The organism is Micromonospora sp. NPDC048894 (assembly GCF_040649765.1).
In the GTDB taxonomy this organism is placed as follows: domain Bacteria; phylum Actinomycetota; class Actinomycetes; order Mycobacteriales; family Micromonosporaceae; genus Micromonospora; species Micromonospora antibiotica.
This window is the reverse complement of the sequence record NZ_JBEZFY010000003.1, coordinates 129,289-149,588: the sequence shown is the minus strand read 5'-3', so window position 1 is coordinate 149,588 and position 20,300 is coordinate 129,289. Positions and strand designations below refer to the sequence as shown.

The window sequence follows — 20,300 nt, the reverse complement described above, 5'->3', positions numbered from 1 at the left end:
CCCGGCACCGCCTCAGCGCGCGGCGGCGGCCGGCTCCGGGTAGGACATCGACAACCCGATCTCGCGGGTGGCCTCCAGTTCCTGCGTCACCTCGGCCAGCTTCTCGCCGATCCGCTGCACGGAGTCCACGCCCAGCGGGAGCCGGAACGGCGGGTGCGGGTTGCGGCCGAGGTCGATGATGGCCGCCGCCGCCCGCTGCGGGTCCCCGGCCTGCGCGTGGTTGTGCCCGACCGACCAGCTGCGGATCCGCCCGGCGGTCTCGGCGTACTCCGGGAACTCCCGGCCGGCGAAGCGCAGCGACGAGGGGTCGAGGAAGTCGGTGCGGAACAGGCCGGGCTCGACCAGGCACACCTGGACCCCGACCGGCTCCAGCTCCACCCGTAGCGCCTCGCTGAGCCCCTCCACCGCGAACTTCGTCGCGGCGTAGACGCCCCAGCCCATCTTGGCGCTGAAGCCGAGGACCGAGCTGATGTTGACGATCCGGCCCCGGCGCTGACGGCGCAGCACGGGCAGCACGCTGCGGGTGACGTTGAGCAGGCCGAAGACGTTGGCGTCGAACACCGCCCGGACCTCGGCGTCGGTGGCTTCCTCCACGGCCCCGAGCAGGCCCCGGCCGGCATTGTTGACCAGCACGTCGATGCCGCCGAAACTCTCCACCGCGGCGAGCACGGCCCGGTCGGCCTGGGACTGGTCGGTGACGTCGAGCGGGACCACGAGCAGCCGGTCGGGGTAGGACAGGTCGGCCAGGCTGCTGGTGTTGCGTGCCGTGGCGACGACCTGCTCGCCCTGCTCCAGCAGCTGGCGGACGATCTCCAGGCCGAAGCCCCGGGAGGCGCCGGTGACGAACCAGACGGACATGCTGTTTCCCTCCTGTGGTACGGGCCGACGCGTCGTCGGCCGGGGTGCGGTCAGATGGTGTGGGCGGCCTTGCGCGCGTCCTCCCGGGCCTGCTCGAGATCGGCGGCCAGGGACCGGCTGAAGTCGGTCGGGCGCAGCGCGATCTCGGTCACGGGGTCGACGCCGATGACCTGGAGCCAGTAGTTGAGGTACGAGGACTGGAAGTCGACGCCGAACTCCGGTGGACACCCGGGGGTGTAGACGCCACTGGTGTAGACGACACACGCCCGACGGCCGGTGAGGAGACCCTGGTAGCCGTGGCGCGGGTCGAGGCGGAACGTCAGTCCCGGCTGGGTGACGACATCAATGAAGTGCTTGAGCAGGTACGGGATTCCGAAGTTCCACATCGGCACGGAAAACAGATAGTGGTCAGCGTCGGTAAAGCGTCGTACGAGGTCGCGGGTCTGTTGCCACAACGCCGCCTCGTCGCCGGATCCGGCGGCACCGGAGATGGCGTTCTTCTTCGCGGCCACCGCGACGGCACCCACCGGGGGCAACGTGATCGAGGAAAGGTCGAGCACGTCGAGCTCCGCCCGGGGGTAACGCTCGCGGAATGCGTCGACAAACGCCTGGGCGACGGCCGTCGAACGGCTGGCCGGGCCGGTCGGTGAGGCGCTGACATGCAGAAGTCTGGTCACCGCCCCGACCTCCGCGGCTCGGCACCGGACAGCGCCGCCCCGGGTCGGTCGCAATGACTGCCGAGGGCTGACAAACGCGCCATGACTCCACTCTCTGTGTCGAGGGAAGAACGGAACGTCAGGAAGGCTAACCCAGCGTTAGCAGGGCAACCAGAGCCATTCTTTGATCCGAGAGGGTGCCACTGGACGACCCCCTGCCCAGCACTCATTTCGGCGCGTGACGTTAAGGTGACGCAGGGTAGCGAGCATTGGCCCCGAAAATCGGGCCATAGACGACAATCACCGAACGACTCTTCTGGAATGCACGATTTCAGGTTAACGAAGCGGTGTCGGTAAGCCGACCTGCCAGTTACCCGGTCGACTCGCCGCATTCTTCCGGCGACGGGACGCCCGGCGGCGACTAACCGGCACACACCTGGGGGGCGATCGCGTTTCCCACCGGCCGCCATCCCCACCACGATCAATCGGCAAATGGCACCCCCAACCCGCCGGACATGGCCGTGTCCGGCCGGGAAATCCGCTGCTACGGTCGGTGATCCGCGCCGCCGTGAACACACCGGCGCCGACCCCGGACCAGCCTTCTCCCGCCCAGATCCGGAGATCTCATGAAGTCCGTAGCCACGCCGGCCGAACTCACCGCTGCAATCGTGATGGCCGACATCGCCCTCGTCCTCCTGGTAGCCCACCTGTTCGGCGGGATCGCCCGCCGGCTGCGGCAGCCCGTGGTGATCGGCGAGATCGTCGCCGGCATCGCGCTGGGCCCCAGCCTGCTCGGTCTGCTCCCCGGCGACCTGACCACCCTGCTCTTCCCCGCCGCCGCCCGGCCCTACCTGTCGGCCATCTCGCAGGTCGGCCTCCTGCTGTTCATGTTCCTCATCGGGTGGGAGTTCGACCGGCGCATCGTCTCCCGACGCAAGAGCCTCACCGTGTCGGTGTCGGTGTGCTCCATCGCCCTGGCCTTCACCCTCGGCGTCGGCCTGGCCAACCTCATCTATCCCCGGCACGCGACGATCGCCGGCAAGCACGTGCCGTTCCTCGCGTTCGCCCTCTTCCTCGGCGCCGCCATGGCCATCACCGCGTTCCCCGTCCTGGCCCGCATCCTGCGCGACCGCGGCCTGTCCCACACCCAGGTCGGCGTGCTGGCACTGGCCAGCGCCGCCATCGACGACGTGCTGGCCTGGTGCATCCTCGCCGTGGTCGCGGCGGTCGCCACCGCCCGCGACGCCACCGACCTCGTCCAGGTGGTCCTCATGTCCGCCGGCTACGTCGCGGTCATGGCCCTCGCGGTCCGCCCCGGCCTGGCCGCCCTGATCCGCCGCATCGGACCGAACACCTACCAGCTCGCGGCCATCACCGCCGCCGGCGTCTTCCTGTCCTCCTACGCCACCACCTGGATCGGCATCCACGCCATCTTCGGGGCCTTCGCCTTCGGATTCGTCATGCCCCGGCACCCTGCGGAGCCGCTGACCAGACACATCCGGGTGCCGTTCGAGAACATCGGCCTGGTGCTGCTGCCGGTCTTCTTCATCGTCACCGGACTCAGCGTCGACATCGCCGCGCTGACCCTGACCAACCTGCTCGAACTCGCCGCGATCATCCTGGTCGCCTGCGTCGGCAAGATGGCCGGCGCCGCCCTCCCCGCGCGGGCCTTCGGCCTGCCCTGGCCGCAGGCACGACGACTGGGTGTCCTGATGAACACCCGGGGGCTGACCGAACTGATCGTGCTCAACATCGGCGTCTCCCTCGGCGTCCTCGACGGACAACTGTTCACCATGATGGTCGTCATGGCACTGGTGACCACCGCGATGGCCGGCCCGCTGCTGGCGACCCGCGCACCGGCACCCGACGAGGTACCCGCGATGGCCGCCGAACCCGTACCGGCGATCCGCTGACCCTCGGCCGCAGGGCCGGTCCGGGTGGGTGCGACGGGTCGCACCCACCCGGACCGGCCCTGCGGCTCAGTCCAGCGCGGCTCAGTCCAGCGCGGCTCAGTCCAGCGCGGCTCAGTCCAGCGCGGCTCAGTCCAGCGCGGCTCAGTCCGGCGCGGCTCAGTCCAGCGCGTAGCGCTGCCAGACCTGGTGGACCTGCTCCTCGGCGGCGGCGGGCACACCGGTGCCCGAGCTGAACACGTAGCCCCAGGCGACCCCGGACGCCTCCGTCGTCAGCACCTCCGGAACGATCCGCCGCGCCACCGGCAGCAGCCCGTCCCACGCGACGTCCACGTAGTTCGTCGTCACCGTCGGGTCCCGGTCGTGCGGGCCGGGATAGGGGGCGCGGGTCACCACGGCATGCCCGACCAGACCCCGGTGGCGACCCTGCATCAACAGCCAGGCGTCCGCCCCCACCGGAATGTTCACCCGCCGCCCCACCGTCCACGAACCGGCCAACGTGCGCTGCGGGGAGACCGTCGGCGACAGCTCCTCGTAGCTCGGCGTCCACCCGTTCCACCGCTGGGGATTCCAACCCAGGATGATCGCGGCCACCACCGTCACCGCCCCGAAGTCCGGGCGGACGTGCCGTCGTACTGCGCCACCAGCCGTTTCGGTGCCGCCCGCCGCCACCCCTCCACCACCAGCTCCCGGATCTCGTCCGGGTCCGCCGTGGCGAGCTGCGCCCGGACCCAGCCGTACCGGCCGAAGTAGTCCGCCGGGTCGTAGGTTTCCGGGTCCGCCGCCATCAGCTCGGCCTGGTCCTCCTTCGACGCCCGGACGATCGCCACCACCCCGTCGGCGGAGGTGCTGGCGAAGATGCGTTCGCGCACCCGGAACGTGGGATGCCCCCACGTCTCCTGCTCGACCGCCTCCGGCATCGCGAGGGCGAAGTCCCTTACCTGGTCGGGTGTCAGCATTGTCGGTTCCCTCCGGTCGGCGGGCGGTCACGCCCGCGGCGGGGCGCACCGCCCATTAGACGGTCGACGCCGGTTGCCGTCCGAGCGGACGCGCCGACCCCACCCGGGAACGGACAGCACGACACCGCAGGCGCGACGCCTGCGGTGTCAGGTGCGACCACCCCAGGGGTACGCGTGCCCCGGGGGCGTGGACCGTCGGCGGAACCGTCCCGCCGGCCGTACGCGCGCACGGGAACTCCTCACCTGGTCGGACCGGACGGCGACCAGCAGCGTGCCACGGGTCGCCGGGGCGGGAAACGGCCACTTGCCGCCGGTCGACGGGGCCAATCACCGCCGCCCGGGACCGGGTGGCGCACCCCGTCCACCCCTCGACGACACCGGCACCGCCCGCCACCGGAGTGGACCCGGACCGCTCGACGATGTGGCACTGGCCGCCCCCGACGGCCGGCCATACCTTCAGGCCACTAATCCTGCTCGATACGTTCGGGAGTTGGGTCATGACCGGAATCAACCGCAGGACATTCCTCGGCCTCACCGCCGGCCTCGGCGTCGCCGGCCTCACCGGCTGCGGCAGCAGCCTCGGCGCCACCACGGTCAGCAGCGGCACCGACACCGTCAAGGTGGGCCTCGTCATCCCCCAGGCCGGGGTCTACACCCCGCTGGGCGTCGACATCCAGCGCGGCTGGGACCTCTGGCTGCGCCAGCACGACGGGCGGCTGGGCGGTCGCCGGGTCACCACCGTCGTCGCCGACGAGGGTGAGGGACCGCAGACCGGGGTGCCGGCCGTACAGAAGCTGCTCCAGAACGACCGGGTCGACGTGCTGGTCGGCGTCGTCAGCTCCGCCACCGCCCTCGGCGTACGGGACCTGGTCACCAGCGCCCGCCGGCTGCTCGTGATCGCCAACGCGGGCGCCGGTGCCATCACCAGCACCAACCGCAGCCCCTACATCTGGCGTACCTCGTTCACCAACGCCCAGGTCGCCGCCGCGATGGGACGTCACCTGGCCACCAGCGGCGTCCGCCGGATCTACGCCATCGCCCCCGACTACGTCGCCGGCACCGAGGCGATCAAGGGGTTCAGCAACGCCTACCGGGCCGGTGGGGGCACCATCGTCGGCCAGAGCCAGCCGCCGTTCGGCAAGACCCAGGACTACCAGCCCTTCCTCAGCCGCATCCAGTCCTCCGGCGCGCAGGGCACCTTCTGCTTCTTCGGCGGCGCCGAGTCGGTGGCCTTCGTCAAGCAGTACGCCCAGTTCGGCCTCTCCCGCACCATCCCGCTGTACGCGTCGGGCTTCCTCGTCGAGGGCGGCGTGCTCGGCGCACAGGGGCAGGCGGCCGACGGGGTGCTGTCGACCCTGCACTACACCTCCGAACTGGACAACCCCGCCAACGTCGCGTTCGGTAAGGCGTACCGCGCCGCCTACGACGCCGCCCCCACCGCCTACGCCGTGCAGGCGTGGGACGCCGCCGAGGTGCTCTCCCGCGCCATCGCGCAGGCCGACGCCGTCGACGGGGACAGCCTCGCCGGGGCCCTCGACTCGATCGGCGTCATCACCGACAGCCCCCGTGGCCCGTGGTCCTTCACGCAGCAGTCGCCCCGACAGAACTTCTACCTGCGCCGGGTGCAGACCCGGGCCGGCGCACCCGTCAACGGCGTCGTCGCGGACCTCGGCCCGCTCGACCCCCAGTCGTAGCCGTACCACCGGACGGAGCCTCCGCGATGCCCACCACGCAGATCGCCGTGACGGCGATGGTGAACGGCCTGGCCATCGGGCTGCTGCTATTCATCACCGCCGCCGGCCTGTCCCTGATATTCGGCATGATGGACGTGCTGAACCTCGCCCACGGCGCACTGTTCCTCACCGGGGCGTACCTCGCCTGGTGGATCGGCGGTGAGCAGCAGACCTGGCCGTCGCTCGCCCGGGCGGTCGTCGCCGTCGTCGTGCTCGGTGCCGCCGCCGGTGGCCTGCTGTCACTGCTGACCGCGCCGCTGTCGCGGCGTTCCCACCTGGAACAGGCGCTACTCACCCTCGGCATCGCCCTGGTCGCCGCCGACGTCCTGTCCGCGCTGTTCGGCGACGACGTCCGGGCCACCGAGCCACCCGCCGGGCTGGACGGCACCGTGACCATCGCCGGCTGGAGCTACCCGAGCTACCGGCTCGCCCTCGTCGGGGTAGCCGCCCTGCTCGCCGCCGCCGTGTACTGGACCGTCGAACGGACCTCGCTGGGCGCGCTGTTCCGCGCGACGGTCAGCGACCGGGACATGGTCGCCACCGTCGGGGTGGACCCGCGCCTGGTCCGTGGCGGCGTGTTCGTCCTGGGCTCGGTGCTGGCCACCCTCGCCGGGCTGCTCGGCGCACCCATCTACCACGCCCGCCCCGGGCTGGACACCACGATCCTGGTGCTCGCCCTGGTCGTCGTGGTGGTCGGTGGGCTCGGCTCGATCCGCGGGCCGCTCATCGCCGCCCTGCTGTTCGGCCAGGTCGAGTCCGTCGGCCGGGCGGTGCTGCCCGGCCTGGCCTCCTTCCTGCTCTTCGGCACGCTCGCGGCGGTGCTGGTCGTCCGCCCGCGCGGCCTGTTCACCCTCGCCCCCGGAGGACGACGATGACATCCCTGGTCCAGACCCGGGCCCCCGCCCGCCCCCGGCTGGGCACCGGGTTCCGCACGGTGGCCGCGACCACCGCCGGCACCCTGGTGCTGGCCGCCGCCCCGCTCTACCTCGCTCCCTACGCGACGACGACGCTGACCCGCATCCTCGTCTTCGGACTGCTCGCCGCGAGCCTCAACCTGCTGGTGGGCGTCGTCGGACTGCCGTCGTTGGGGCACGCCGCGTTCTTCGGCGTCGGCGCGTACGCCGCCGCCTGGACCGCCACCCACCAGACGACCGGTGCGGGGGCGCTCCTGGTCGGGGTGGTCGTCGCGGCCCTGGTCGCGCTGGTCGCCGGGGCGGTCGCCGTCCGCACCCACGGGGTGTTCTTCCTCATGCTGACCCTGGCGATCGGGGAGCTGACCCAGCAGGCCGCCGACAGCTGGGAGGCGGTGACCGGCGGCTCCAACGGCTTGTACGGGGTGCCGGCGCCGTCGATGTTCGGCACGGTCCTCGACCAACCCGCCACGACCTACTGGTACGTGCTGGGCTTCTTCGTGGTGGGCATGCTCGCCCTGCGCCTGGTGTCCACGTCGACCCCCGGTGTGGTGCTGCGGGGCATCCGCGACAGCGAGGACCGGATGCGCGCGTTGGGCTACCGGACCACCGCGATCAAGCTCGGCGCGCTGGTCTTCGCCGGTGCGGTCGCCGGACTGGCCGGCGGGTTGCTCGCCGCCCAGCAGCGACTGGTGACCCCGGCCGACGCCGGCTTCGAGACCTCCGCGCTCGCCCTGCTCGCCGTGGTGATCGGGGGCACCGGCTCCTGGTGGGGGCCCTGCCTCGGCGCGGCCCTGGTCATCGTCGTACGGGACTCGCTGGGCGCGACCCTCGACGGGCACGGCCCGCTCGCCCTGGGGCTGCTGTTCGTCCTCGTCGTCTATCTGCTGCCCACGGGGATCGCCCGCATCCGGCTGAGGAGGACCACGTCATGATCGATCTGCTCCGCTGCCAGGACGTCCACCACCGCTACGGCGCGCTGAACGTCCTGCGTGGCGTACGGCTGACGGTGGCCGCCGGGGAGCGGCACGCACTCATCGGACCCAACGGCGCCGGCAAGAGCACCCTGCTCAAGCTGATCGCCGGGCAGGAACGCCCGTCCGCCGGGACCCTCCACTACCGGGGCCGGGACGTCACCCGCGAGCCGGTCCACCGACGGGCCCGCGCCGGCATCGGCCGCAGCTTCCAGCACTCGACCCTGCTGGGTTCGCTCACCGCCGCACAGAACGTGACCCTGGCGCTGACCGGTGGTCGGCTGCTGGCCCGGCACACCGACCGGCAGCGCCGCGCCGAGGTCGCCGCCGCGCTCGCCTCGGTGGACCTGGGCGACCTGGCGGACCGGCCGGTGACGGCGCTGTCCTACAGCCAGTGCCGACGCCTGGAGATCGCGGTGGCGCTCGCCGCGAAACCGCAGCTGCTGCTCCTGGACGAGCCGGCGGCCGGCATGTCCGGGGAGGAACGGGGTGGGCTGGTGGAGCTGCTGCGCGGCGTACCGCCCACCGTGACGATCGTGTTCGTCGAGCACGACCTGGACGTCGTCTTCGACGTCGCGACCAGGGTCAGCGTCCTGCACCTCGGCACCGTGCTGCACAGCGGCACCCCCGAGCAGGTACGGCGCAGCCCCGAGGTGCAGCAGGCGTACCTCGGCGGCCGGATGGAGGAGGTGCACGGTGTTCCTGGAGGTGCGTGAGCTGACCGCCGGCTACGGGCAGGGGCAGGTGCTGCACGGGCTGGACCTCGACCTGCCGGCGGGGCAGGCACTGGCCCTGCTCGGCCGCAACGGGGTCGGCAAGTCCACTTTCGTCTCCACCCTCGCGGGGCTGCTGCGGCCCACCGGCGGGCAGGTGCTGCTGGACGGTCGGGACGTCACCGGCTGGCGGGCCGACCGGCTCGCCCGCGCCGGGGTGGCGCTGGTGCCGCAGGGGCGGCGGGTGTGGCCGACGCTGACGGTGCACGAGCACCTCGCCCTGGCCACCCGGCACGGCGGCCGGACCTGGCCGACCGAGCGGGTGTACGAGTTGTTCCCCCGGCTGGCGCAGCGGCGGCGGCACCTCGCCGGGCAGTTGTCCGGCGGCGAACAGCAGATGCTCGTCATCGGCCGGGCCCTGGCCACCGACCCGCGGCTGGTGCTCATGGACGAGCCGTCCGAGGGGCTGGCGCCCATCGTCGTCGACCAGGTGGCCGAGGCGCTGCGGGTGGTGGTCCGGGAGGGGCTGACGCTGCTGCTGGTGGAACACGACCTGCACCTGGCCCTCGGGGTGACCCAGGAGGCGGCGGTGCTGGTCCGGGGGCGCATCGCACACCGGTGCCCCACCAGCGAACTGCGCGGGGACCTGCCGACGGTGCAGCGTCTGCTGGGCGTCGCGGGCTGAGCACGAGACCGGGTGCGGCCCCGTCAGGCGACGGGGCCGCACCCGGACCGGGTTCAACCGTCGACGGCGCGGTGGCAGCCCACCAGGTGGTCGTCGACCATCCCGGTCGACTGCATCAGGGCGTACGCGCCGACCGGGCCGATGAACCGGAACCCGCGCCGCTTCAACTCCCGGGCCATCGCGGTCGACTCGGGTGTCCGGGCCGGCACCTGCGACGTCGAGTGGGGACGGGGCCGCGCACCGGTCGGCGCGTACGACCACAGCAGGGCGTCGAGGTCCCCGGCCAACGCCACGACGAGCCGGGCGTTGCCGATGGTCGCCTCGATCTTCGCCCGGTTGCGCACGATGCCCTCGGTGCCGAGCAGCCGGGCCACGTCGGTGTCGTCGTAGCCGGCGACGGTCTCCGGGTCGAAGTCGTCGAAGGCCGACCGGAAGGCGTCCCGCTTGTGCAGGATCGTCGACCACGACAACCCCGCCTGGAAGGTCTCCAACGCCAGGTGCTCGAAGAGCGGGGCCTCGCCGTGCACGGGCCGGCCCCACTCGTCGTCGTGGTACGCGACGTACACGGGGGTGGCGGTGCACCAGCCACAACGCGGCACACCGTCAGCGCCGGTGCTGATCTGCATGTCGTCTCCTGTCGGGGCAGCGGGTCAGCCGGCGGCGCTGCCGGGGTGCCGTGGCAACCGCTGCCACAGCCCCCGCAGCCCGGCGGCGTGCCGGTCGTCGAGCCGCAGGAGGAACGTCTCCTCCAGCTCCCGACGCCACTCGTCGAAGGTGGTCAGCGCCCGCCGGTGAACACCGTCGCCGTCGATGCGGGTCAGCAGGCGGTCGACCAGCGACCACACCACCTCACCCGGGCCCCGGTTGGTCACGATGAACCGGCGGACGAAGGTGGAACCCGGTGCGGTCGAGAGCAGCCGGTGGGCCGCGGCGAACTCCTGCGGCTGCGCCGGCCGGTCCTCCCAGTCCATCACCGTGAACGACCCCCGGGGATCGTGGGTGAACCGCCAACCCCACGTCGCGCGCGCGAAACCGAAGGTCAGCGGCGGCTGCCGGACCACGCCGGGACGTAACGGCACCGGACCCAGCAGCCCGTCGCCGAGCCCGACGTCGACGAACCAGCGCCGACCCTCCACGGTGACGGTCATGGTCAGGTGGTTGGCGAACTCCACCCCGTCGGGCAACGCCGGCGCCTTCTTCACCTGTCCCCGGTGCAGGGTGACGTCGAAGCCCAACGCGGCCAGCAGCGCGGCGAACGCCCCGTTGAGGTGGAAGCAGTAGCCGGCGTCGCCGTCGGCCAGCCGCGCGGCGTTGCCGGCCGGGTCGACGTCGGTGGGTAACCCCAACCGGATGTCGAGGTTGTGGTAAGGAACCCGCCGGACGTGACGCTCGTGCAGTCGGACCAGCGTGGCCAGGTTCACCCCCGGCCGGCCGGGCTCGTCCAGACGGGCGAGGTAGCGCCGCACCACCTCGTCGCCGATCCTGGGCACAGACGGCTCCTGCATGTCGGGACGGTCACCTTCCTGGGAAAAACGCCGGGGCGGCGCCATCGGTGAGATGGCGTCGCCCCGGCCGGTCGTCAGCGGGTCTGCGGGCCACTCGTGCGGCTGCGCTTGAGCTCGTAGAAGCCGGGGGTCTGGGCGACCAGGAGGAAGCCGTCCCACAGCCGGGCGGCGTCCTCACCGCGCGGGGCGGGCGTGACCACCGGGCCGAACAGCGCCACCGGATCACTGCCGGGCACGTGCACGTGGATCGTCGGCGTGCCGACGTCCAGCCCGACCGGCTGCATCCCCGCCAGGTGGCTCTTGCGCACCGCGTCGTCGAGCCCCGCGTCGTCCGCCGCGTCGGCCAACTCCCCGGGCAGCCCGCACTCGGTGAGCGCCGCCTTGTACAGGGCCGGCCCGTACGACTGGCCCTTGACGTGCCGGCGGGTGCCCATGGCGTCGTAGAGCGACCGGACGGCGTCCGGCCCGTGCTGCTGTTCGGCCGCCATCAGCACCCGCACCGGCCGCCGCCACGGCCCGATGTTGCGCTGGTAGAACGCGTCGATGTCGGCACGTCCCTCATTGAGGGCGGACAGGCTCATGATCCGGAACCGCACGTCGATCGGGCGTTGCCGTTCGGCGTCGAGCAGCCAACGCGACGTCAGCCACGCCCACGGGCACACCGGGTCGACGAACATGTCCACCAGGATTCGGTTCACTTCGGGCACCGTCGTACATCCTTCGGTTGAATCATCGGAACGCCGGACCGACCAGTCCGGCACTGAGGGTCGCCCCGTCGCGCGGGTCGATGAGCAGCAGCGACCCCGTGCCCCGGATGAGGCGGTAGGGGTCCGCGGCGATCGGCTCGTCGAGGTCCAGCACCACGCCCGCGATGTCGTTGACGGCCAGCGGATCGGAGTTGGGGGTGTGCTCCAGCGTGGCGAGGTCGAGCCGGTCGACGATCGACGTGACCGTCCCCCCCACGACCCGGGTCTGGTGCTGCACCAGCACCCGGGCGCCCTCGCCGAGCCGGCGCTCCGCGACGTGGCAGAGCGTCGCGGTGACCTGCCGGGTCGTCGTCGGGATCCGGTCCGCCGCGACGATCATGTCGCCGCGTCCCACCTCGCCCTCCCCGTCGAGCTGCACGCTGACCGACATGCCGGCGCGGGCGTTCTCGATGGGCGTGCCGAGCCGGTGGATGGCGGTGACCACCGCCGGCCGTCCGGCGGGCACGACCAGCACCTGCTGCCCGAGACGGAGCTGACCGGCGACGAGCTGGCCGGCGAGCGATCCGTCGGGCAGGACGTACTGCACGGGCAGCCGGGCCGGCAGGGCGGTCAGGTCCTCGTCGAGGTCCACCCGCTCCAGGTGTTGCAGGAACGTCGGCCCGGTGTACCACGGCATCTCGGTCGAGGCGTCGACGACGTTGTCGCCGCGCAGCGCCGACAACGGGATGGACCGCACGTCGGGAACCCCGAGGGAACCCGCCAGCCGGCGGAACTCGTCGTCGATCTCGGCGAACCGGTCCTCGGCGAAACCCACCAGGTCCATCTTGTTGACCGCCAGCACCACGTGCGGGGTGCGCAGCAGCGCGGCCACCGCGGTGTGCCGCCGGGTCTGGGTCACCACGCCGTGCCGGGCGTCGACCAGGATCACGGCCAGGTGGGCGGTCGACGCGCCGGTGACCATGTTGCGGGTGTACTGCACGTGCCCGGGGGTGTCGGCCAGGATGAACCGGCGGTTGCCGGTGGCGAAGTAACGGTAGGCGACGTCGATGGTGATGCCCTGTTCACGTTCGGCCCGCAGACCGTCGGTCAGCAGGGCGAGGTCGGCCTGGCCGTAGCCGCGGGCGCGGCTGGCGGACTCGACCGCCTCCAACTGGTCGGCCAGCACCGACTTGGAGTCATAGAGCAGGCGTCCCACCAGGGTGGACTTTCCGTCGTCGACGCTGCCGGCGGTGGCGAGCCGCAGCAGCTCACCGTCGCGGGCAGTCTCGAGGCTGAGCGTGGTCACTAGAAGTACCCCTCCCGCTTGCGGTCCTCCATGGCGGTGTCGGACAACTTGTCGTCGGCCCGGCTCGACCCGCGTTCGGTGATCCGGGACAGGCTGATCTCGGCGATCACCTGGTCGATGGTGGCGGCGTCGGACACCAGCGCGCCCGTGCACGACATGTCCCCGACGGTGCGGTACCGCACGGTGCGTTCCTGCAGCTGCTCGTCGCGGCGCGGACCGCCCCACTCCCCCGGCGTCAGCCACATCCCGTCGCGCAGGAAGACCTGACGCTGGTGGGCGAAGTAGATGGCCGGCAGCGGGATCTCCTCCCGGGCGATGTAGTTCCACACGTCGAGTTCGGTCCAGTTGGACAGCGGGAACACCCGCACGTGCCCACCCGGGTCGTGTCGACCGTTGTAGAGGTTCCACAGCTCCGGGCGCTGCTGGCGGGGGTCCCACTGCCCGAACTCGTCGCGCAGCGAGAACACCCGCTCCTTGGCCCGCGCCTTCTCCTCGTCGCGCCGCCCGCCGCCGAACACGGCGTCGAAGCGGTGCTGGGTGATGGCGTCGAGCAGCGGTACGGTCTGCAACGGGTTGCGGCTGCCGTCGGGCCGCTCGGTGAGCCGGCCGTCGTCGAGGTAGTCCTGCACGTGCGCCACCCGCAGCGTGAGCTGGTGCTCCGCCACCACCTTGTCGCGGTACTCGATCACCTCGGGAAAGTTGTGCCCGGTGTCGACGTGCAGCACGGGGAAGGGCAGCTGGCCCGGCAGGAACGCCTTGCGGGCCAGGTGGAGCATTACGGCGGAGTCCTTGCCGCCGCTGAACAGCAGGACGGGTCGCTCCAGCGTGCCCGCCACCTCACGGATGATGTGCACCGCCTCGGCCTCGAGCACGTCGAGGTAGGACATCCGCAGGTCGGATGCGGTTTCGGATGCGGTCGAAGTGAACGCCATGGCGTTGTCTCCCCACAGGTGTCGGCCGGTCGGGCCGGTCAGTTCGAGGTGCCCGGCCGCACGTACCCGGCGGTACGCAGCTCGGGCGGGTAGACGATCGGCACGGTGGAGATGTCCTGGTCGATCTCCTGGTACTGCTGCAGCACCACCGGGGGTGGGCTGTGGTGCCAGTGGGTCTCGCCGCGGGCGAAGCTGACCGGGCCACGCCAGGTGTCGAAGGTGCCCTTCTCCAAGGCGTCGATCAGTTCCGCCCGGCCGACCCCGTCCGCCTGGCGCAGGGCCTGGGCGATGATGGTGATGTCGGTGAAGGCGTTGAGGGCGGTGTCCGGCGGCGGCGTGCCGTACGTGTCGCGGTAGCGGTCCACGAACCACCGGCCGATCGGGGTCAACCCCGACCAGTTCGGGCTGAACTGGGTGGCCGGCCAGACCATGTGCAGGCCGTGCACGCCGAGCGCCTTCCAGTAGTCCGGCGCCCGCAGCGGCCACTGGAAGGGTGCCAGCATGGGCACCTGCGGCAGCAGCCCGATCTCGGCGGCCTGCTGCACGATCAGGTGGTTGGTGCGGACCACCCCCACGTTGATCACCACGTCCGGCTGCCACTGCTGGATCTCGCGCAGCTGGGGGCGCAGGTCCGTGGTCGACTCCTGGGCGAACTCCACGGAGTACAGCTCCATCGGCTCCTCGGCCGCCTGCAACTCGGCGGTGAGCAGCGCGGCGGCGCTGCGGCCGAACACCGTGTCGGCGTGGATCAGGCCGACCCGCCGGAAACCCTGGTCGGCGGCGAACCGGATCAGCACCGGGGCGCGCTCGGCCATCGAGGTGAACGTGCGGAAGACCGCCCGCCGCTGCCGCGCGGTGACCCCGGGGTGGGCGTTCTCGATGAACAGCGGCACCCCGATCCGGTCGGCGAGTTCCGCGACCTCCTCGGTGTAGCGCAGGTGCCAGGGGCCCAGGACGGCCAGCGCCCCGTCGACGATCGCGACCTTCGCCAGCGCGCCCACCGCCGAGCGGGGCATCGTGCCACCGTCGAGGGTGACGGTCTCCTGGTCGTCGCGGACGACGAAGTCGAACTGGAGTCCGTCGCGGATGCCACCGTGGTCCCGCACGTACTCGGCACCGATCAGGGCGCCGCGGACGGTCAACGTGCCGGCCGTGGGGTCACCGGGCAGGGACAGTGGGGTCACGATGCCCACGGTGACCGTGGGGGCGCCCGCCACCGTACGGGCGAAGGCGCGGAACTGCTCGTTGAGCGTCTCCAGCACCGTGGGCTCCGACGTCGTGCTCACACCCGTCCTCCGATCTGGTACTTCGTCAGGTATGCGGAGAAGCGCTCGTCCAGCTCGTCGGCGTCCAGGCCGTAGTCCTCGGCCCGGTAGACGTGCTTGCCGAGCTTGTCCTTGCGGTTCGCCGCGAGGTAACCGCGGAACGCCTGCTCGACCTCGCCGTCCCAGCGGGCACCGAGGAAGTCGCAGATCTCGGCCATCACCGCGATCGGGTCGGCCATCAGGCGCTGGTAGTCGACGTCGAGCACCGGCGTGTCGGCGAGCTTGTCCCGCTCGGCGCGCGCGAACAGGTCGAGCATCTCCGCGAAGCGTTCGGTCCAGAGCCTACCGAGCGCGAGGCGGTCCACCTGGTCGGCGCGCGCGAGTCGGATGATCTCGGTGAGGCTGCACGTCGAGGGGATGGTGACGCTCGGGGCGCGGTGCATGTAGATCAGCCGCGCGTCCGGGTAGGTACGCGCCAGCGCGTCGGCCCGCCACAGGTGGAACGGGTCCTTGAGCACCAGCGTGTCGGTGGGCACCCGCCAGACGATGTGCTGCATCAGGTAGCGGTGGTAGTCGTAGGCGTCGTACTGGTCCTGGGTGCGCAGCCACTCGCCGTAGCTGGGCACGGTGTAACGCAGCTCGTACGCCATCGTCTTGAACGTCGGCGCGGTCAGCCGGTGGTCCTCGTCGGGGCGGTGCGGCTCCCACAGGTGCACCGGCTTGAGCGCCGGCGCGACGGTGTAGTAGTCGGTGCAGAAGTTCTCCGCCGCCTGGACGAGCGCCTGCCGGGTCGCCTCGTCGCGGCCGTCGGTCGCCGGCGCCATCAGCTCCCACAGGTCGGGGGAGCGCAGGTCCGGGTGCTGGCCGAGCAGGTTGTGCATCAGCGTGGTGCCACTGCGGGTCATGCCCGTGATGAACACCGGCTGGTTGATCTCGACCGAGGCGATCTCGGGGTTCTTCACCCGGGCCCGGTACGCGGCGGCCTGGGTGGCGAGCGCGGCGACCAGGGCGCCCCGGACAGACCGCCGACCGGCCTCGTTCAGGCCGCCCTCGGTGTCCAACGACCGCAGCAGCCGGTCGAGGGCGTCGAGGTGCGCGAACTCGAAGTCCGGGACTCCCACCCTCTCCCGGGCTGCCTCGACGAACTCCTCCACCCGGTAGGTGTCCTGACTGGGTTCGATGACGGCGGTCACGGCGTACTCCCCTCTATCTGGCGGCAAACGCGGCGGATCGGGCTGTCGGTCGGTGTGCCCGCCCCGAGGGGCCGGATCGACCGGGGACCGCGACGAATGTGAACAACGGTCACGGTAGGTAGCGACGATAGGCACCCGGCCACGGTCGGTACAGGGCCACATCAGTGGTTTCCACGGGACCAAAGCCGGAGCCGACAAGTGGCCCGGAAGCCGGTGCCAACGTGGCTCTGGAGCGGCGGCGGACGGCCGCCCTATGGTCGGCCCAGCCAATCGGCGATGCACCGCGGATCGGAGGAACAGATGCCGCCGGCGACTCGGGCCGCCCCCCTGCTGCTGTGGGAGACGGGGGTCCGCGAAGGAATCGAGGACAGTCGGTACCGACCCGTCGTCGCCGACTCCTGGCTCCTCACCGAGGGCCGGGCACGGGCCTATCCACTGCACTGGCAGCGTTTCGACGCCGCCGTACGGGGGTTCGGGGTCTCGGCGCACCGGGTGGCGTCCTTCGGGACGTCGGTCACCACGGCACTGCCCCGCTCCGGGGTGTGGTTCCCCCGCATCGAACTGCACCTGGTCCCCACGCAGCGGCTGGCCCTGCGGCTGCGTCCCGCCCCACCGCTGGTCAGCCAGGCACGCGGCTGGCTGTGGCCCCATCCGGACCCCCGCCGGCTGCCCCACCTCAAGGGGCCCGACTTCGAGGAACTGGAGAAGATCCGGGCCGCCGCCCAGGACGCGCAGGCCGACGAGGCCCTGCTCTGCGACGAGCAGGGGCTGGTCCGTGAGGGGGCGTTCAGCACGATCTACTGGTGGTCCTCCGGCGTCCTGCACACCCCGCCGGACGACGGGCGCATCCTGCCCGGCGTCACCCGTCGGCTGCTGCTGGCCCGCTGTGCCGAGCTGGGGCTGCCGGTGCGGCACCGGCTGCCCAGCGTGGCGGAGCTGCTCGCCAGCGAGGTGTGGATCACCAGCGCCCTGCACGGCATCCGAGTCCTGACCCAGATCAACGGACAGCCGACCGCTCCCGTCCACGAGCGGCGGTTGCACGAATGGCGCGCCCATCTCGACGCGCTGGCCGAACCCCTGCCCGACCCCGAGGCCATCTGGCCGCACCGAAGCACCGAGGAGGCACCATGAAGCTCAGGTCACTACAGCGTTATCTGGCATCGGTCCCGCGCATGCACTTCGGGCGGTCGCACCGGGGCCTGCGGGCCCGGCTGGAGCTGCTGGCCACCCGTCAGCTCGGCGCCGGCGACTTCCTGTGGCACGCCCTGGAACGGGGGCAGGACCACGACGCCCCGCTGTTCCACCACCTGCCGCCCGGCGGCGGCCCGGACGACCTGGTCGTCTACAGCCTGGCGACGCTGCGCGACCAGACCGAGCGGTACGCCCGGTGGTACCACAACGCCGGGGTCACCCACGGCGACCGGGTCGGGGTCTTCACCCGCAACGGCATGGCGAGCTTCGTGCACTTCCTGGCGCTCAACAGCCTCGGCGCGATCCCCGCGGTGATCAACCCGAACATGGTGCCCGACACCGCCGCCAAGTACCTGTCCCGGCTCGACGCGGTCGGCGTGGTGGTCGACGCGGACAAGCTCGGCCCGCTGCTCAACGGGATGGCCGACGCCCGGCCGTTCCGGTTCACCGCCTCGCAGGAGGCGATGCACGCCGCGCCGCCGGCCGGCCCGCTGCCCGGGGTCTACCCGTACCGGCACGGCGACCGCGACCCGGTGCTCATCTCGCACTCCTCGGGCACCACCGGCATGCCGAAGGCCGCCACGTTCGGCCACCGTCAGTTCTTCGCCGGCAAGCGCCCCCGGATCATGACGCTGCCGTCGGGCCCGGACGACAAGATGCTGCTGGCCTTCCCCGCGTCGCACTCGTCGGGCTACAGCTACATGATGATGGCCACCCTCATCGGCCTGCCCACCCTGGTCATGGAGTCCCAGGACGGGGCGACGGTGGCCGAGGCGATGCGGTGGTGGAAGCCCAGCGTGGTGACCGGCTTCCCGATCACCTTCACCGAGATGCTCGCGCTCGGCCTGGAGCCGTCCGCCGCGGCGAACGTGACGACCTGGATCAGCACGGCGGACGCCTCGCACGAGGCCCACGTCCGGGAGCTGGTCCGGCTCGGCCGGCACCGGGAGAACGGCAGCTGGCGGCCGGGGTCGCACTACCTCGACGGGCTGGGCGCCTCGGAGATGGGCATGGCCCTGTTCCTCAACATCCACGGCCCCAAGACCAACGCCTACAACCGTTGTGTCGGCTACCCGGAGCCGATCGTCGAGGACGCGGTCGTCTTCGACGAGGACGGTCGGGAGCTGGGCCCCAACGAGGTCGGCTACCTGGCGGTGCACACCCCGACGGTGACCCTTGGCTACTGGGGCAACCACGAGCTGACGCACAAGTCGATCCGCAACGGCTACTGGCTCACCGGTGACATCGGCTACAAGGACGACAAGGGCCGGTTCTACCACTACGACCGGACCACGGACGTGATCACGACGCGGCGCGGCCCGGTCTACAGCCTCACCATCGAGGAGGAGATCTTCAAGGCGTGCCGGGCGGTGGTGGACTGCGCCGTCGTCGGGGTGGTCGACCCGGTCGAGCCGACCTCGTTCGCCCCGATCGCCGCGCTGCGCCTGATCGACGGGGCGGACCTCAGCGCCGAGGAGCTGCTGACCCGGGTCAACCGGGCGCTGCGGGCGGCGGGCCGGCACGAGCTGGCCGCGGCGGTCATCTCCAAGGGGGACACCAAGATCCCGCTGGGCGTCACCGGCAAGGTGCTCAAGCGTGAGGTGCGCGCGCAGTTCGCCCAGCTGCTGCTGACCGACGACGACGGTGGGCTGGACGTGGCGCGGACCCGCACCGAGCAGTCGGTCCTGCGGGAGCTGAGCGCCTCGTCGACGCCGGCCGGGACGCCGCAGGAGCAGCGGGCCACCTCGGCCGCCTGACCGGTCTCCGTGGGGCGGGCGGTTCCACCGCCCGCCCCACGGCTGTCCTCAGAGGGCGGTGACGAAGTCCCGCAGGGCGGCCCCGATCTCGTCCGGTGAGTCCTCCTGCACGTAGTGGCTGCCGGTGACGGTGACCTCGCGCTGGTTGGGGAAGGTCCGGGCGAACGCCAGGGCCCGGCCGGTGAGCAACGCCCCCGGCTCGGCGACCACCAGCAGTTTCGGCACCGGGGAGGCGGCCAGCCAGCGGCCGTACTCCTCGACGATGGCGGTCACGTCGGCCGGTTCGCCCTCGATGGGCAGCTCCCGGGGGAACATCAGGGTCGGTCGGCGCGAGTCGGGGTCGCCGAAGGGCCGACGGTAGTGGTCCAGTTCCGCCTCCGACAGGGGGCGCACCACGCTGCGCGGCAGCACCACCTCGACGAAGAAGTTCTCCTGGAGCACCAGGCGTTCCCCGTCGGGCGAGCGCATGGCGCGGAAGAGCTGGTCCCGGCCGGCCTCGAAGTCGCTCCACCGGCGGGGTTGGACGATCGCCTCCAGGTAGGCGACGGCCCGGACCCGTTCGGGGTGGCGGGCCGCCCAGTGGAAGCCCAGCGCCGAACCCCAGTCGTGCAGCACCAGGGTGACCGGTCGGTCGCCCACCACGGCGTCGAACCAGGCGTCGAGATAGCGCGCCTGGTCGGTGAAGCGGTAGCCGCCGTCGGGCGCCGGCCCGGAGTCGCCCATCCCGACCAGGTCGGGGGCGAGGCAGCGGCCCAGGTCGCGGACCGCCGGGATGACGTTGCGCCACAGGTACGAGGACGTGGGGTTGCCGTGCAGGAACACGATCGGTTCCCCGTCGCCCACGTCGACGTACGAGAGGTGGGTCCCGCACAGGTCGATCCGACGGCGGGGGTGTGGGTCGGCCACGGTCACGGGCACCGCGGCGGGCATGGAACTCTGTGTCACTTGTAGACCTCCTCGGCCCCAGTGATAGCAAGCCGGCCCGGCAATTCCCGGGAATCCCCGTGACGGCGTGTCCGTCGACGGGTGACAGTTCGCGCTCAATGCGGCGGTGCCATTCACGAAC

Annotated in this window: 20 protein-coding genes; 8 read left to right on the top strand and 12 right to left on the bottom strand. The window is 71.8% G+C overall.

What is annotated here, in order from left to right:
* Positions 1 to 12: 12 nt before the first annotated feature.
* Both AB0C22_RS07795 and AB0C22_RS07790 read right to left on the bottom strand, forming a co-directional pair.
* A complete protein-coding gene (locus AB0C22_RS07795) occupies positions 13 to 858 on the bottom strand; it encodes an SDR family NAD(P)-dependent oxidoreductase (RefSeq protein ID WP_357534140.1) in 846 nt (281 codons plus the stop codon).
* Between the two features lie 50 nt (positions 859 to 908).
* Entirely contained in the window at positions 909 to 1,535 is a 627-nt protein-coding gene (locus AB0C22_RS07790) for an NAD(P)H-dependent oxidoreductase (RefSeq protein WP_219463111.1), read from the bottom strand.
* A gap of 605 nt (positions 1,536 to 2,140) precedes the next feature.
* On the opposite strand from AB0C22_RS07790, the gene AB0C22_RS07785 reads away from it, so the two are divergent.
* On the top strand, positions 2,141 to 3,427 hold the full coding sequence (locus AB0C22_RS07785; RefSeq protein WP_219463113.1) for a cation:proton antiporter: 1,287 nt from the start codon (positions 2,141 to 2,143) through the stop codon (positions 3,425 to 3,427).
* Between the two features lie 156 nt (positions 3,428 to 3,583).
* Here the strand turns inward: AB0C22_RS07785 and AB0C22_RS07780 are convergent, their stop codons facing one another.
* Together AB0C22_RS07780 and AB0C22_RS07775 are read right to left on the bottom strand one after the other, a co-directional pair.
* A complete protein-coding gene (locus tag AB0C22_RS07780; protein ID WP_219463115.1) occupies positions 3,584 to 4,018 on the bottom strand; it encodes a hypothetical protein in 435 nt (144 codons plus the stop codon).
* Between the two features lie 5 nt (positions 4,019 to 4,023).
* On the bottom strand, positions 4,024 to 4,383 hold the full coding sequence (locus AB0C22_RS07775) for an MmcQ/YjbR family DNA-binding protein (protein ID WP_219463117.1): 360 nt from the start codon (positions 4,381 to 4,383) through the stop codon (positions 4,024 to 4,026).
* Positions 4,384 to 4,880: 497 nt separating this feature from the next.
* On the opposite strand from AB0C22_RS07775, the gene AB0C22_RS07770 reads away from it, so the two are divergent.
* The 5 genes from AB0C22_RS07770 to AB0C22_RS07750 are packed head-to-tail and all read left to right on the top strand — an operon-like array spanning position 4,881 to position 9,399.
* A complete protein-coding gene (locus AB0C22_RS07770; RefSeq protein WP_219463119.1) occupies positions 4,881 to 6,077 on the top strand; it encodes an ABC transporter substrate-binding protein in 1,197 nt (398 codons plus the stop codon).
* A gap of 26 nt (positions 6,078 to 6,103) precedes the next feature.
* Complete coding sequence (locus tag AB0C22_RS07765; RefSeq protein WP_208570057.1) at positions 6,104 to 6,991, top strand: branched-chain amino acid ABC transporter permease; 888 nt, start codon at positions 6,104 to 6,106, stop codon at positions 6,989 to 6,991.
* On the top strand, positions 6,988 to 7,962 hold the full coding sequence (locus AB0C22_RS07760) for a branched-chain amino acid ABC transporter permease (RefSeq protein ID WP_219463121.1): 975 nt from the start codon (positions 6,988 to 6,990) through the stop codon (positions 7,960 to 7,962). Before AB0C22_RS07765 ends, AB0C22_RS07760 begins: the two co-directional genes overlap by 4 nt.
* Entirely contained in the window at positions 7,959 to 8,717 is a 759-nt protein-coding gene (locus AB0C22_RS07755; RefSeq protein ID WP_219463123.1) for an ABC transporter ATP-binding protein, read from the top strand. Before AB0C22_RS07760 ends, AB0C22_RS07755 begins: the two co-directional genes overlap by 4 nt.
* A complete protein-coding gene (locus AB0C22_RS07750) occupies positions 8,698 to 9,399 on the top strand; it encodes an ABC transporter ATP-binding protein (protein WP_219463124.1) in 702 nt (233 codons plus the stop codon). The genes AB0C22_RS07755 and AB0C22_RS07750 overlap by 20 nt, the downstream gene beginning before the upstream one ends.
* A 53-nt stretch (positions 9,400 to 9,452) precedes the next feature.
* On the opposite strand, the gene AB0C22_RS07745 is transcribed toward AB0C22_RS07750, so the two are convergent.
* From AB0C22_RS07745 to AB0C22_RS07715, 7 genes are all read right to left on the bottom strand, one after another.
* Positions 9,453 to 10,025, bottom strand: coding sequence for a DNA-3-methyladenine glycosylase I (locus AB0C22_RS07745; protein ID WP_219463126.1), 573 nt, complete (start codon positions 10,023 to 10,025; stop codon positions 9,453 to 9,455).
* Between the two features lie 24 nt (positions 10,026 to 10,049).
* On the bottom strand, positions 10,050 to 10,904 hold the full coding sequence (locus AB0C22_RS07740) for an arylamine N-acetyltransferase (RefSeq protein WP_219463129.1): 855 nt from the start codon (positions 10,902 to 10,904) through the stop codon (positions 10,050 to 10,052).
* Positions 10,905 to 10,978: 74 nt separating this feature from the next.
* Complete coding sequence (locus tag AB0C22_RS07735) at positions 10,979 to 11,581, bottom strand: disulfide bond formation protein DsbA (protein WP_208570076.1); 603 nt, start codon at positions 11,579 to 11,581, stop codon at positions 10,979 to 10,981.
* A 52-nt stretch (positions 11,582 to 11,633) separates the two neighbouring features.
* Positions 11,634 to 12,896: a GTP-binding protein gene (locus AB0C22_RS07730; protein WP_208570063.1), complete on the bottom strand. Its 1,263-nt coding sequence runs from the start codon at positions 12,894 to 12,896 to the stop codon at positions 11,634 to 11,636.
* Complete coding sequence (gene cysD / locus AB0C22_RS07725; protein ID WP_208570064.1) at positions 12,896 to 13,828, bottom strand: sulfate adenylyltransferase subunit CysD; 933 nt, start codon at positions 13,826 to 13,828, stop codon at positions 12,896 to 12,898. Before cysD ends, AB0C22_RS07730 begins: the two co-directional genes overlap by 1 nt.
* 38 nt (positions 13,829 to 13,866) lie before the next feature.
* Positions 13,867 to 15,114 carry an ABC transporter substrate-binding protein gene (locus tag AB0C22_RS07720; protein WP_357534135.1) on the bottom strand — a complete coding sequence of 416 codons (1,248 nt, stop codon included), beginning with the start codon at positions 15,112 to 15,114 and terminating at the stop codon, positions 13,867 to 13,869.
* Positions 15,111 to 16,286 (bottom strand): sulfotransferase, encoded by a 1,176-nt coding sequence (locus AB0C22_RS07715; RefSeq protein WP_219463141.1) that lies wholly within the window; start codon positions 16,284 to 16,286, stop codon positions 15,111 to 15,113. The genes AB0C22_RS07720 and AB0C22_RS07715 overlap by 4 nt, the downstream gene beginning before the upstream one ends.
* A 300-nt stretch (positions 16,287 to 16,586) precedes the next feature.
* Between AB0C22_RS07715 and AB0C22_RS07710 the strand changes: the two genes are divergently transcribed.
* Positions 16,587 to 17,417: an aminotransferase class IV gene (locus tag AB0C22_RS07710; protein WP_219463143.1), complete on the top strand. Its 831-nt coding sequence runs from the start codon at positions 16,587 to 16,589 to the stop codon at positions 17,415 to 17,417.
* Complete coding sequence (locus AB0C22_RS07705; RefSeq protein ID WP_357534132.1) at positions 17,414 to 19,234, top strand: class I adenylate-forming enzyme family protein; 1,821 nt, start codon at positions 17,414 to 17,416, stop codon at positions 19,232 to 19,234. Before AB0C22_RS07710 ends, AB0C22_RS07705 begins: the two co-directional genes overlap by 4 nt.
* 48 nt (positions 19,235 to 19,282) lie before the next feature.
* Here AB0C22_RS07705 and AB0C22_RS07700 read toward each other — a convergent pair whose 3' ends face one another.
* On the bottom strand, positions 19,283 to 20,179 hold the full coding sequence (locus AB0C22_RS07700) for a haloalkane dehalogenase (protein WP_219463149.1): 897 nt from the start codon (positions 20,177 to 20,179) through the stop codon (positions 19,283 to 19,285).
* Between the last annotated feature and the right edge of the window lie 121 nt (positions 20,180 to 20,300).